At 69.6% G+C, this 12,042-nt stretch carries 12 protein-coding genes; 6 read left to right on the forward strand and 6 right to left on the reverse strand.

Features of this window, described 5'->3' with window-relative positions; genetic code table 11:
* Nucleotides 1–5: 5 nt before the first annotated feature.
* From BKI49_RS16660 to BKI49_RS16670, 3 genes are all read left to right on the forward strand, one after another.
* Nucleotides 6–689 (forward strand): GDSL-type esterase/lipase family protein, encoded by a 684-nt coding sequence (locus tag BKI49_RS16660; RefSeq protein ID WP_095935074.1) that lies wholly within the window; start codon nucleotides 6–8, stop codon nucleotides 687–689.
* Between the two features lie 87 nt (nucleotides 690–776).
* Entirely contained in the window at nucleotides 777–1,361 is a 585-nt protein-coding gene (locus BKI49_RS16665) for a Uma2 family endonuclease (RefSeq protein WP_095935075.1), read from the forward strand.
* Nucleotides 1,362–1,419: 58 nt separating this feature from the next.
* The gene (locus BKI49_RS16670; RefSeq protein WP_095935076.1) at nucleotides 1,420–2,412 is read left to right on the forward strand and encodes an aldo/keto reductase; all 993 of its coding nucleotides are present in this window, start codon (nucleotides 1,420–1,422) and stop codon (nucleotides 2,410–2,412) included.
* A 132-nt stretch (nucleotides 2,413–2,544) separates the two neighbouring features.
* On the opposite strand, the gene thpR is transcribed toward BKI49_RS16670, so the two are convergent.
* The 3 genes from thpR to BKI49_RS16685 all read right to left on the reverse strand — a co-directional run bounded on the left by thpR (nucleotide 2,545) and on the right by BKI49_RS16685 (nucleotide 5,209).
* Entirely contained in the window at nucleotides 2,545–3,135 is a 591-nt protein-coding gene (gene thpR, locus BKI49_RS16675) for an RNA 2',3'-cyclic phosphodiesterase (RefSeq protein ID WP_095935077.1), read from the reverse strand.
* A 64-nt stretch (nucleotides 3,136–3,199) separates the two neighbouring features.
* Entirely contained in the window at nucleotides 3,200–4,675 is a 1,476-nt protein-coding gene (locus BKI49_RS16680; RefSeq protein ID WP_095935078.1) for an MFS transporter, read from the reverse strand.
* Nucleotides 4,676–4,771: 96 nt separating this feature from the next.
* A complete protein-coding gene (locus BKI49_RS16685; RefSeq protein ID WP_095935079.1) occupies nucleotides 4,772–5,209 on the reverse strand; it encodes a MarR family winged helix-turn-helix transcriptional regulator in 438 nt (145 codons plus the stop codon).
* A 144-nt stretch (nucleotides 5,210–5,353) separates the two neighbouring features.
* Between BKI49_RS16685 and BKI49_RS16690 the strand changes: the two genes are divergently transcribed.
* Complete coding sequence (locus BKI49_RS16690) at nucleotides 5,354–5,536, forward strand: hypothetical protein (protein ID WP_028802841.1); 183 nt, start codon at nucleotides 5,354–5,356, stop codon at nucleotides 5,534–5,536.
* Between the two features lie 48 nt (nucleotides 5,537–5,584).
* On the opposite strand, the gene BKI49_RS16695 is transcribed toward BKI49_RS16690, so the two are convergent.
* Nucleotides 5,585–7,036 carry an NCS2 family permease gene (locus BKI49_RS16695; protein ID WP_095935080.1) on the reverse strand — a complete coding sequence of 484 codons (1,452 nt, stop codon included), beginning with the start codon at nucleotides 7,034–7,036 and terminating at the stop codon, nucleotides 5,585–5,587.
* Nucleotides 7,037–7,351: 315 nt separating this feature from the next.
* On the opposite strand from BKI49_RS16695, the gene BKI49_RS16700 reads away from it, so the two are divergent.
* Both BKI49_RS16700 and BKI49_RS16705 read left to right on the forward strand, forming a co-directional pair.
* Entirely contained in the window at nucleotides 7,352–7,648 is a 297-nt protein-coding gene (locus tag BKI49_RS16700; protein ID WP_095935081.1) for a DUF2530 domain-containing protein, read from the forward strand.
* Between the two features lie 139 nt (nucleotides 7,649–7,787).
* Nucleotides 7,788–10,187 (forward strand): cation-translocating P-type ATPase, encoded by a 2,400-nt coding sequence (locus tag BKI49_RS16705; protein WP_095935082.1) that lies wholly within the window; start codon nucleotides 7,788–7,790, stop codon nucleotides 10,185–10,187.
* A 25-nt stretch (nucleotides 10,188–10,212) separates the two neighbouring features.
* On the opposite strand, the gene BKI49_RS16710 is transcribed toward BKI49_RS16705, so the two are convergent.
* Nucleotides 10,213–10,977, reverse strand: coding sequence for a calcium-binding protein (locus tag BKI49_RS16710; RefSeq protein ID WP_095935083.1), 765 nt, complete (start codon nucleotides 10,975–10,977; stop codon nucleotides 10,213–10,215).
* 113 nt (nucleotides 10,978–11,090) lie between these two features.
* The gene (locus BKI49_RS16715; protein ID WP_095935084.1) at nucleotides 11,091–12,023 is read right to left on the reverse strand and encodes a hypothetical protein; all 933 of its coding nucleotides are present in this window, start codon (nucleotides 12,021–12,023) and stop codon (nucleotides 11,091–11,093) included.
* Between the last annotated feature and the right edge of the window lie 19 nt (nucleotides 12,024–12,042).

Genomic DNA, 12,042 nt, shown 5'->3' on the forward strand with positions numbered 1-12,042 from the left:
AGCGGATGCTCAGGTTCATGCCCGTCGGCGACTCCATGACGATCGGTAGCGCGGGCGAACACACATGGCGTTACCGAATGTGGCAGCATCTGCGCGCGACGTACGGGGGCCCCTTCCAGATCGTCGGTCCGCGCGAGACGCTCTACGACAAGGCGACGGGCTCCCCCGACTCGTACGAGTACGCGGACCCGGACTTCCCCCGCGCGCACCTGGCCGGCTGGGGCGAGGGCTGGCAGCACATGGCCCCCGTGATCCGCGAGGCGGTCCGTGCGCACCGGGCCGACGTGCTGCTGGTGTCGCTGGGCCTGATCGACCTGGGCTTCTACACGAACGCGGCGCAGACGGCCGCCAACGCCCGTGCCTTCGTCGCCGAGGCCCGCGCCGCCAACCCCCGCATACGCATGGCCCTGCTCCCGGTCATCCCGAACGTCCGCGCCGAGTCCGACGCCCCCTTCGCCGCCGACGTCGCCGCCTTCAACGAACTGCTCGCCAAGGCCGTCGCCGACCTCGACGAACCCCGCTCGCCGCTCCTGCTGGCCTCGCCGCCCGCCTCGTACGACATCCACCTCGACACCTACGACGGCACCCACCCGAACGCGAGCGGCGAGCACAAGATCGCCGAGGCCTTCGCGGAGGCCATGTACCAGGCCTGGGACCTGGGCTCCCCCTACCTGGCGGAATCCGCCTGACCGATTCCGGGCGCATCCCGGTCACCGTGCCTTCGTTGAACCGCGCGGCTGCGCTCGACCGCCACCCGGCCGGGGAGGAGCGCCACGATGACCGTCCTCGAAGACAGGATCGAGATGGCCGACGACAACGGCGAGCTGACTCTGGACGCCCTGTTCGGGTCGCTCGAGCGGACCACCCCCGAGGGATACAAGGTCGAGATCGTCGAGGGGTCCGTCTTCATGTCGCCGCAGCGGGACACCCACTGGGAGATCACCGCGGACATCGTCGAGCAGCTGCGCACCAAGTACCCGCGCAGGCGCGTGAAGTCCGACGTCCGCATCGACTACCCGGGCCATCTCAACGGGTTCGCCACCGACGTGACCCTCGTGTCGGAACAGGCCGAGAAGGACTCGAAGGGCCTGTGGAGCTGCCAGGACGTCGAGTTCGTGGCCGAAGTGATCTCGAAAGCCACGGCGGTCAACGACTACGGCCCCAAGAAGACCGCGTACGCGAACGCCGAGGTGCCCGTCTACCTCGTCGCCGACCCCTACCAGGGCAAGTGCCATCTGTTCACCCAGCCCAAGGACGGCGACTACGTCACAGAGACGACCGTCGCCTTCGGCGGGGACGTCGACATGACGAACACCCTCGTCGGCCTGGTCGTGAAGACCGGCGAATTCCCCCGCGACTAGGGGGTTTCGCCGGGCCTTGCTTGCCTAGAGCGCACTCCACGCCGTTGGCTAGGCAGTCATGAAGTACACGCAGCTCGGACGCACGGGACTCAAGGTCAGCCGCCTCGTCCTCGGCACCATGAACTTCGGTCCGCAGACCGACGAGACCGCGAGCCACGCCATCATGGACGCGGCACTGGACGCGGGGATCAACTACTTCGACACGGCGAACGTGTACGGCTGGGGCGAGAACAAGGGCCGTACCGAGGAGATCATCGGGAACTGGTTCGCCCGCGGCGGCGACCGCCGCGACAAGGTCGTCCTCGCCACCAAGGTGTACGGGAACATGGCCGCCGACGGCGAGGTGTGGCCCAACCACGACAAGCTCTCCGCGCTCAACATCCGGCGCGCGGTCGACGCCAGCCTCAAGCGCCTGCAGACCGACTACATCGACGTCTACCAGTTCCACCACATCGACCGCTCCACTCCCTTCGAGGAGATCTGGCAGGCGATCGACGTGCTGGTCCAGCAGGGCAAGATCCTCTACGCCGGGTCCAGCAACTTCCCCGGATACAAGATCGCCCAGGCCAACGAGACCGCCGCCCGGCGCGGCGGCACGATCGGCCTCGTCAGCGAGCAGTGCCTCTACAACCTGGCCGAGCGGCGCGCCGAGATGGAGGTCATCCCGGCCGCGCAGGAGTACGGACTCGGGGTCATCCCCTGGTCGCCGCTGCACGGCGGCCTGCTGGGCGGTGTGATCAAGAAGGAGGTCGAGGGCGGCCGCCGGGCGAGCGGCCGGTCCGCCGACGCCCTCGCCAACACCACCGTGCGCGCCCAGATCCAGGCGTACGAGGATCTGCTCGACAAGCACGGCCTGGAGCCCGGCGAGGCGGCGCTGGCGTGGCTGCTGACCCGGCCCGGCGTCACGGGCCCCATCGTCGGCCCGCGCACCGCACAGCAGCTGGAGTCGGCGCTGCGCGCCGTCGAGCTGGAACTGTCGGAGGAGGTCCTCGCCTCGCTCGACGAGATCTTCCCGGGGCCGGGGCCGTCCCCGGAGGCGTTCGCCTGGTAGCCCGCGAGGGCACGGCGGCGCGCGGCGGCGGTCGGCTACCTGACCGCCGCCGACAGCGCCACCACGACGAACATCAGCACGAGCACACCGGCCATGATCCGGTTACGGGTCTTCGGGTCCACGCATTCGAGGTTAACGGGCCTCGTCCCCGGCCCCGTCGCCCACCCCCAGCGACCAGCTCGCCACCGTCTCATAACGTGGCTGCTCACCGGGCACTCCCGACGTCGGCAGATTGCTGCGGACGAGACACAGCTCACCCACCGTCCACTCCCGCCCGGCGAAGCCGTCCAGGGCGGTGACGTACGGCGCGAAGCGCGCGGAGGTGCGGCTGCGGGCCACCGTCAGGTGCGGGTGGTAGGGGCGGTGCTCGTCCATGGAGATGCCCGCCCTGCGCGCCGCCGCCTCCGCCCGGTCGGCCAGCAGCCGCATGGTCCGCAGGTCGCCCGCCACGCCCACCCACAGGGCGCGCCCGCCGAAGTGGCCGCCGCCGTGCAGGGACAGCGGGAAGGAGCCGGTGCGGCGGGCCGCCCGCGCCAGCCGTTCCGACAGGTCGGGGACGGTCTCCTCGGCCACCTCGCCGTAGAACGCGAGGGTGAAGTGCCAGCCGGGCCGGCCCGTCCAGCGCAGGGCGTCCGCCCCGGCCATCCGCTCCAACTCGTCCACTTCGACGGCGAGTTCGCGGATGACATGCTCCGGAGGCAGTACCGCCGCAAAAAGTCTCATGCCGTCACCCTCCCAGGGAACGGATCATCGGGCGACCCTCCCCGGAAGGGCGACGGAGGCGGCGTCAGGCCGCCGTGGCCAGTTGTTCCTCACGCTGCTCCGTGCGCTCCTTCGGCACGAAGCGGACCCGGGGGTGGCCGTGGTGCCAGCCGAGGGCGAGGCGCAGGCCGCCGATCCGGGCCAGGATCAGTCCGATCGTGGTCGCGGCCGCCACCGACACCAGGCCGCCGAGGGCGAAGCCGACGCGCGGGCCGTAGGCGTCGGTGACCCAGCCGACCAGCGGCGCGCCCAGCGGTGAGCCGCCCATGAAGACCATCATGAACAGCGCCATGACCCGGCCGCGCATGGCGGGGTCGGTGGCCATCTGGACCGAGGTGTTCGCGGTGACGTTCACGGTGAGGCCGAAGATGCCGATCGGGACCATGAGGAGCGCGAAGAGCCACAGGGACGGCACCGTCGCCGCGACCACCTCCAGCGCGCCGAAGCCGATGGCCGCCGCGATCAGGACGCGCAGCCGGGCCGTGCCGCGGCGGGCGGCGAGCAGCGCTCCGGCCAGCGAGCCGATCGCCATCAGCGTGTTGAACAGGCTGTACGCGCCGGCGCCCGCGTGGAAGACGTCGTCCGCGTACGCCGAGAGCCACACCGGGAAGTTGAAGCCGAAGGTGCCGATGAAGCCGACGAGGACGATCGGCCAGATCAGCTCGGGGCGGCTGGCGACGTAGTTCAGCCCCTCGCGGAGCTGGCCCTTGCCGCGCGGCGCGCGCTCGACCACGTGCAGTTCACGGGCCCGCATCAGCATCAGGCCGGCGATGGGCGCCACGAACGACAGGCCGTTGAAGAGGAACGCCCAGCCCGTGCCGACCCCGGTGATCAGCACGCCCGCGACGGCGGGGCCGACCAGGCGGGCCGACTGGAAGTTCGCCGAGTTCAGGCTGACCGCGTTCTGGAGCTGGCCCGGGCCGACCATCTCGGAGACGAAGGACTGCCGGGCCGGGTTGTCGACGACCGTGGCGAGACCGACGGCGAAGGCCGCGAGGTAGACGTGCCAGACCTGGACGTGACCGGAGAGGGTCAGGAAGGCGAGCGCGAGGCCGGTGAGGCCCATGGCGGTCTGGGTGGCGAGGAGCGTCGGACGCTTGGGCAGCCGGTCGACGAGGACACCGCCGTACAGCCCGAACAGCAGCATCGGCAGGAACTGCAGAGCGGTCGTGATGCCGACCGCGGCGGACGAGCCGGTCAGGCTGAGCACCAGCCAGTCCTGGGCGATGCGCTGCATCCAGGTGCCGGTGTTGGAGACGACCTGGCCCAGGAAGAAGAGCCGGTAGTTACGGATCCTCAGCGAGCCGAACATGGAGGAACGGGAGGATCCGGAGGTGCGCCGGGCGCCGGACGGGCGCTGCTCGGCGGGCGTGTTCTTCGGGCCGGCCGGGTTCTGAGCGGCGGCCGGGTCCAAGGGGCCGGACGCGTCGCTGTGGGGGGTGGACGGGGAGTCGTGGGTGGCTGGTGCGGGGGCGGAGTCTGCTCCGGATCCCGTACTCAAAAGGGCTCGCCTCCTCGGCATTCGTGGACGTCGGCGTCACAGGAGGGCGTCGGCGGTCTCTCGGGAGCGGCCCTCCCGGAGGAGGGCCGCGGATGGTCACAGGTGTGCGAGCTTCTCCAGCACGGGGGCGGCCTCGCGGAGCTTGGCCCACTCGTCCTCGTCGAGGGACTCGACCAGCCCGGCCAGGAACGCGTTCCGTTTGCGGCGGCTCTCTTCGAGCATCGTCTCCGCCTTGTCGGTCTGCGTCACGACCTTCTGGCGCCGGTCCTCGGGGTGCGGCTCCAGCCTGACCAGCCCCTTCGCTTCGAGCAGCGCGACGATGCGGGTCATCGAGGGCGGCTGCACGTGCTCCTTGCGGGCGAGCTCGCCGGGCGTGGCGGTGCCACAGCGGGCGAGGGTGCCGAGCACCGACATCTCGGTGGGGCTCAGCGACTCGTCGACCCGCTGGTGCTTGAGTCGACGCGACAGGCGCATCACTGCGGAGCGCAAGGCGTTCACGGCGGCTTCGTCGTCGCCATGGGTGAGGTCAGGCATGTTCTTTAGCGTAACTCATTACTCTCGCTAAGGACCACCGGGGTGCCCGTGAACCGCGCCACTGAATCACGACATCACTCATATGAGTGAGCCCGCTGCGAAAAGTGACCCGTCGCCCGCCCGGCTGCCGCGACCCTCGACGGCATGGGGACCAGCGTGCTCAGCCTGCGGATAGACGGGGAGCTGCTCAACCGGCTCCGGCATCACGCCGCCAAACGCGGAATGAGCGTCCAGGACTATGTCGTCCGGACGCTCATTCGCGATGACTTCGACGAGCGGTTCCAGACCGCGGTCGAGGAGACGGAGAAGTTCTACGGGGTCACATGAGCCCCCGCACGGCGGTACGCGGCCCGGCGGGCCCCGTACGGCGGACGCCTACGTCAGACCCAGCGCCGGCATCAGGTAGTAGAAGGCGAAGACCGCCGACACCACGTACATCGCGACCGGGACCTCGCGACCGCGGCCCGCGGCCAGGCGCAGCACCACGAAGGTGATGAAGCCCATCCCGATGCCGTTGGTGATCGAGTAGGTGAACGGCATCATCAGCATCGTCACGAAGGCCGGGATGGCGATCGTGTAGTCCGCCCAGTCGATCTCCTTGACCGAGCCGGACATGATCAGGAAGCCGACCGCGAGGAGCGCGGGCGTGGCGGCCTGGGACGGGACCATCGTGGCGACGGGCGTCAGGAACAGGGCCACGGCGAACAGCGCGCCCGTGACGACGTTCGCGAAGCCGGTGCGCGCACCCTCGCCGACGCCCGCCGTGGACTCCACGAAGCAGGTGGTGGCCGAGGAGGAGGTGGCACCGCCCGCGGCGACCGCGATGCCGTCGACGAAGAGGACCTTGTTGATGCCGGGCATGTTGCCCTGCGCGTCGGTCAGCTTGGCCTCGTCGCTGATGCCCATGATCGTGCCCATCGCGTCGAAGAAGCACGACAGCAGGACCGTGAAGACGAAGAGCACGCCGGTCAGCACGCCGACCTTGTCGAAGCCGCCGAACAGGCTGACCTTGCCGACCAGGCCGAAGTCCGGGGTGGCGAGCGGGTTGCCCGGCCACTTCGGGGTGGTCAGACCCCAGGACGGGATCGTCGCGACGGAGTTGATGATCACCGCGACGACCGTCATCGCGACGATCGAGATCAGGATCGCGCCCGGCACCTTGCGCACGATCAGCGCGAGGGTGAGCAGCGTGCCGAGGATGAAGACCAGGACGGGCCAGCCGTTGAGGTGACCGTCGGCGCCGAGCTGGAGCGGGACCGTGGTCTGGGCGGCGTCCGGGATGCGGGAGACGAAGCCGGAGTCGACCAGACCGATCAGCATGATGAACAGGCCGATGCCGATGGCGATGCCCTTGCGCAGCCCCAGCGGCACGGCGTTCATGACGCGCTCGCGCAGGCCGGTGGCGACCAGCAGCATCACCACGAAGCCGGCCAGCACCACCATGCCCATGGCGTCGGGCCACGACATCCGGGGGGCGAGCTGGAGGGCGACGACGGTGTTCACGCCGAGCCCGGCCGCCAGCGCGATCGGGACGTTGCCGATGACGCCCATGAGGAGCGTCGTGAAGGCCGCCGTGAGAGCCGTGGCGGTGACCAGCTGGCCGTTGTCCAGGTGGTTCCCGTACATGTCCTTCGCGCTGCCCAGGATGATCGGGTTCAGCACGATGATGTAGGCCATCGCGAAGAAGGTGGCGAAACCACCGCGGATCTCGCGCGGGATGCTGGAGCCCCGCTCGGAGATCTTGAAGTAGCGGTCCAGGGCACCCTGCGCGGGGCGGGGCTCCGGCTGCTCCGGGGTGGGGGCCTTGGTGACGGCCGAGGTGGACATGCGTGACCTCATGAGTACGGGGGCCTTGGTGGCCTTTACGGGCGCCGGGCGATCGGGGGATCCCGCGCTCGGACGGACCGAGAGCTGGGGGAGGCGCCGGGCTGGGAACCTGATCGAGTCCGGCCCTCCAGTGATCACCAACAGTTTCTTCGAGGCTTCTGTTGGTGTTTCATACGAAGAGAAAGAGCCAGACTCAGACCGTTTCAGTATGAACATATGAGTCGGAAATCGCTATCTCCGCGCGTAGACCGTTGCCGCACAAGGCCACACCCGGGCTCCGGCGACGCCCGCGGCACGGCCTCGTAAGCTGTGCACATGGCGAAGTGGACCCCCAAGCACGAGGCGCCGGAGCCCCTGGAGGGCCCCGTCGTCGCCACCATCACCGGCGGCACGATCCTCTGGTTCGTCCTCTTCCTGGTGCAGCTGCCCTTCTACGGCTGGTTCGAGGACCACGGACACCTCTGGTGGCTGTGGACGTGCCTGGCCGGCGCGGGACTCGGGCTCATCGGCATCTGGTACGTCCGCAAGCGCGACGCCGCGATCAAGCGGGACGCCGCCGGCCGGGACGCCGCCGCGACGACCGGAACACCCGGCGCCACCGCCGCGGAGTGACGGCGGCCTCCCCCTAGGCCTCCGCCTGCATCCACCCCTACACCCACGGCATCACACGCCCGCTCCCTCGTCCTCCCCTGGTCGGATCTTTGGGGCGCTCAGCGGGTGAAGCCGTATATCCGCACGTACCGTCGAATGCATGACGCACATCGACGCGGGCGCCGAACTCGACCCCGTTCACCCCGTGCCCATACCCGTCTCCAGGCGGGCGGACGGGCTGTCCGCCGCCGAAGTGGCCGAGCGGGTCGCCCGCGGCGAGGTCAACGACGTCCCCGTGCGCAGCAGCCGCTCCCTCAGGGAGATCGTCCGCGCCAACGTCTTCACCCGGTTCAACGCGATCATCGGTGCGCTCTGGCTGATCATGCTCGTCGTGGCACCCTTCCAGGACAGCCTGTTCGGGTACGTGATCATCGCCAACACCGGGATCGGCATCATCCAGGAGTGGCGGGCCAAGAAGACCCTCGACTCGCTCGCCGTGATCGGCGAGGTGAAACCCACCGTCCGCAGGGACGGAGTGGCCGCCGAGGTCAGCACGTCGGAGATCGTGCTCGGGGATCTGATCGAGATCGGGCCGGGCGACAAGATCGTCGTCGACGGCTCCTGCGCCGAGGCCGACGGCCTGGAGATCGACGAGTCGCTGCTCACCGGTGAGGCCGACCCCGTGGTCAAGCACCCCGGCGACGAGGTGATGTCGGGCAGCTTCGTCGTCGCGGGCGGCGGCGCGTTCACCGCCACGAAGGTGGGCCGGGAGGCCTACGCGGCCCAGCTCGCCGAAGAGGCGTCACGCTTCACCCTCGTCCACTCCGAACTGCGCAGCGGCATCTCCACGATCCTGAAGTACGTGACGTGGATGATGATCCCGACCGCGATCGGCCTCGTCATCAGCCAGCTCGTCGTCAAGCAGCACGGCTTCAAGGACTCCGTCGCGCGGACCGTCGGCGGCATCGTCCCGATGGTCCCCGAGGGCCTGGTCCTGCTCACCTCCGTCGCCTTCGCCATCGGCGTGATCCGGCTCGGCCGGAAACAGTGCCTGGTGCAGGAGCTTCCAGCGATCGAGGGCCTCGCCCGCATCGACACCGTCTGCCTCGACAAGACGGGCACCCTCACCGAGGGCGGCATGGACGTCACCGAGCTGCGGACCCTCCAGGACGCCGACGAGGCGTACGTACGCAAGGCGCTCGGCGCGCTCGGCGAATCGGACCCCCGGCCGAACGCCTCCCTCCAGGCGGTCATCGCCGCCTACCCGGACAGCGAGGAGTGGCGCTGCACCGAGTCGCTGCCCTTCTCCTCGGCCCGCAAGTACAGCGGCGCCTCCTTCAGCGAGGGCAACGGCGAGTCCAGCACCTGGCTCCTCGGCGCCCCCGACGTCCTGCTGCCCGACGGGGACCCGGCGCTCCACGAGACGGAGCGGCTCAACGAGGCGGGGCTGCGGGTGCTGCTGCTCACCCGCGCCACCAAGGACCTCGACGACCCGCAGGTCGCGGCCGGCGCCCGGCCCACCGCCCTGGTCGTCCTGGAGCAGCGGCTGCGCCCGGACGCGGCGGACACCCTGCGCTACTTCTCCGAGCAGGACGTCAGGGCCAAGGTCATCTCCGGCGACAACGCGGTGTCGGTGGGCGCGGTGGCCGGAAAGCTCGGCCTGACCGGTTCGGTCGTCGACGCACGCCACCTCCCCGACGAGAAGGAGGAGATGGCGAAGTCGCTGGAGAAGGGCACGGTGTTCGGGCGGGTCACCCCGCAGCAGAAGCGGGACATGGTGGGCGCCCTCCAGTCGCGCGGGCACACCGTCGCGATGACGGGCGACGGCGTGAACGACGTCCTCGCGCTCAAGGACGCCGACATCGGTGTGTCGATGGGCTCGGGCTCGGAGGCGACCCGGGCCGTCGCCCAGATCGTCCTCCTCAACAACAGCTTCTCCACGCTGCCCTCGGTGGTCGGCGAGGGCCGCCGGGTCATCGGCAACATCACCAGGGTGGCGACCCTCTTCCTCGTGAAGACGGTCTACTCGGTCCTGCTGGCCGTGCTGGTGGTGTGCTGGCAGGTCGAGTACCCGTTCCTGCCCCGCCACCTGACCCTGCTGTCCACGCTCACCATCGGCGTCCCGGCGTTCTTCCTCGCGCTCGCCCCCAACAAGGAGCGGGCCAGGCCGAACTTCGTGCGGCGGGTGATGCGGTACTCGATCCCGGGCGGCACGGTCGCCGCGGTGGCCACCTTCATCACCTATCTGCTGGCCCGCCACTACTACACGGGCGAGGGCTCGCTGGAGGCGGAGACGAGCGCCGCGACGCTGACGCTCTTCCTGATCTCGATGTGGGTCCTCGCGATCATCGCCCGCCCCTACACCTGGTGGCGGATCTGTCTCGTCGCCGCGATGGGCGGGGCGTTCCTGCTGGTGCTCATGGTGCCGGGGCTGCAGCACTTCTTCGCGCTGAAACTGGTCGGCGCCACGATGCCGTGGCTCGCGGTGGGCATCTCGGTGGTGGCGGCGGCCGCCCTGGAATTCCTGTGGAAGTGGGTCGACCGCCGCTTCCCCGCGTGATCCGGGTGTGCGGCCCGCGGGCCGTCTACTGCACGTCGACGCCGTCACCCGTGGCGTTGACGGCGGGGGTCGTGGTGGTGCCCGCGAAGCTGTAGCGGTAGTAGCCGTCGACCGTGGCCGTCGTGGTCGTCTTCAGGTTGCCCGTGCTGTCGGTCCTGACCGTCTTGAGCGTGGTGTACGTGCTGCTGTTCTTCTTGCGGAACTGGAGCTGCACCGGCTGGTTCGTGTAACCGGCGTACTTGCTCGTCTCCCAGTTGGCGCGGGACAGCTTGCCCGTGACCGTGACGGTCCTGCCCTTCTTCACCGGCTCCGGCGAGGCGTTCACGGTCAGCTGCGAGGCCCGCTGGACCTTGAAGCTGCCCGCCTTCTCCTTCCAGATGAAGTTGGAGTCGTCGCCCTTGGCGTCCACCCAGGCGTCGACGTACCAGGTGCCCGCCTGGTCGTTGAGGACGTCGAACATCCGCGGGTCGACGGTGAAGCTGCCGGAGCAGGTCGACGTGGTGGCGTCGGCCGCCACGCACTTCACCGAGGACGTGGTCAGGAGGCCGTAGTTCGGTCCGTGCAGGCTGAGCTCGGCTCCCTCGATGCCCTGGTTGTCGGTGGCCGTGACGGACACCGTGAACGTCTTGACGGCCGTGGTGCCGATGACGACGCTCTTGCCGCCGTTCACCACGACCTTGGTGATCTTCGTGTCACCCTGGCTGCCGTCCGCGAACGCCGCGGGTGCCAGAGCGGCTCCGGCCGCGGTGAACGCCGCGAGCAGGGCGACGGTGGTGGTGCGCTTGCGCATGGTTCCCCCCATGGATACGGGCGGCGCTCCCCATGGCGCCGCCAGGACGTCACGATCCGGACGTGCGATGTCCCCGCGCCTCGTGACGGGGCGCGGGGACACCGGACGAGCGACTACTGGACGTCGACGAAGTCACCCGTGGCCTTGACGGCCGGGGTGGTCGAGGTGCCCGCGAAGCTGTAGCGGTAGTAACCGTCGACGGAGGCCGTCGTGGTCGTCTTCAGGTTGCCCGTGCTGTCCGTCTTGATGGTCTTGACGGTGGTGTAGGTGGTGCTGCCCTTCTTGCGGAACTGCAGCTGCACCGACTGGCCCGTGTAGCCGTGGTAGAGGTTGTCCTCCCAGTTGGCGCGGGACAGCTTGCCGGTGACCGTGATGGTCTTGCCCTTCTTCACCGGCTCCGGCGAGGCGTTGACCGTCAGCTTGGAGTAGCGCTGGACGTTCGGCGAGGTGAAGCCGCCCTGGTCGGCGATGCCGACGTTGTCCCAGTTGATGTCGTCGCTGGTCCAGTCCTCGCCGTTGTAGGCGATGGCCAGCGCCGCGGCGTGCCAGCTGCCGGCGTCCGAGTTGAGCAGCTCGCCCTCGGCCGGGTAGATGTCGATGTCGCCCTTGCAGCTGGCGACGGTCGCCGAGGTGGCGGTGCAGGTCGCCGGGTCGTCGCCGAACAGCATGTTGTCCGGCGTGTCGAACGAGCCCTTGTAGATGTAGGGGCCGGTCAGGAAGTCGACGGCGTCGATGTCGACGTCGGCACCGTGGGTCATGGTGTAGGTGACCGGGACGGTGACGTGGTTGCTGATGCCGACGGCGATCGCCTTGCCGCCGTTCACCTTGATGTTGGAGAAGGTGGCGTCGAGGGCGTACGGCGTGCCGGTGTCGGCTGCGGCGGAGGTGCTGAACGCGGCCTTGCCGTCCGCGCGGGCGGCTTCCTGCGCCTTGGTGACACCCGCGCGGTAGGAGGGCGCGGAGTCGGTGGCGTGGGCGCCCGGGACGGCGAAGGCGGTGAGGGCCAGGGCGCCGGAGACGGCGGCCACGGTGGCTCGTATGCGCATGCGTTCCCCAAGTGGAGAA

Source organism: Streptomyces sp. Tue6028 (assembly GCF_002300165.1).
Lineage (GTDB): Bacteria > Actinomycetota > Actinomycetes > Streptomycetales > Streptomycetaceae > Streptomyces > Streptomyces siamensis.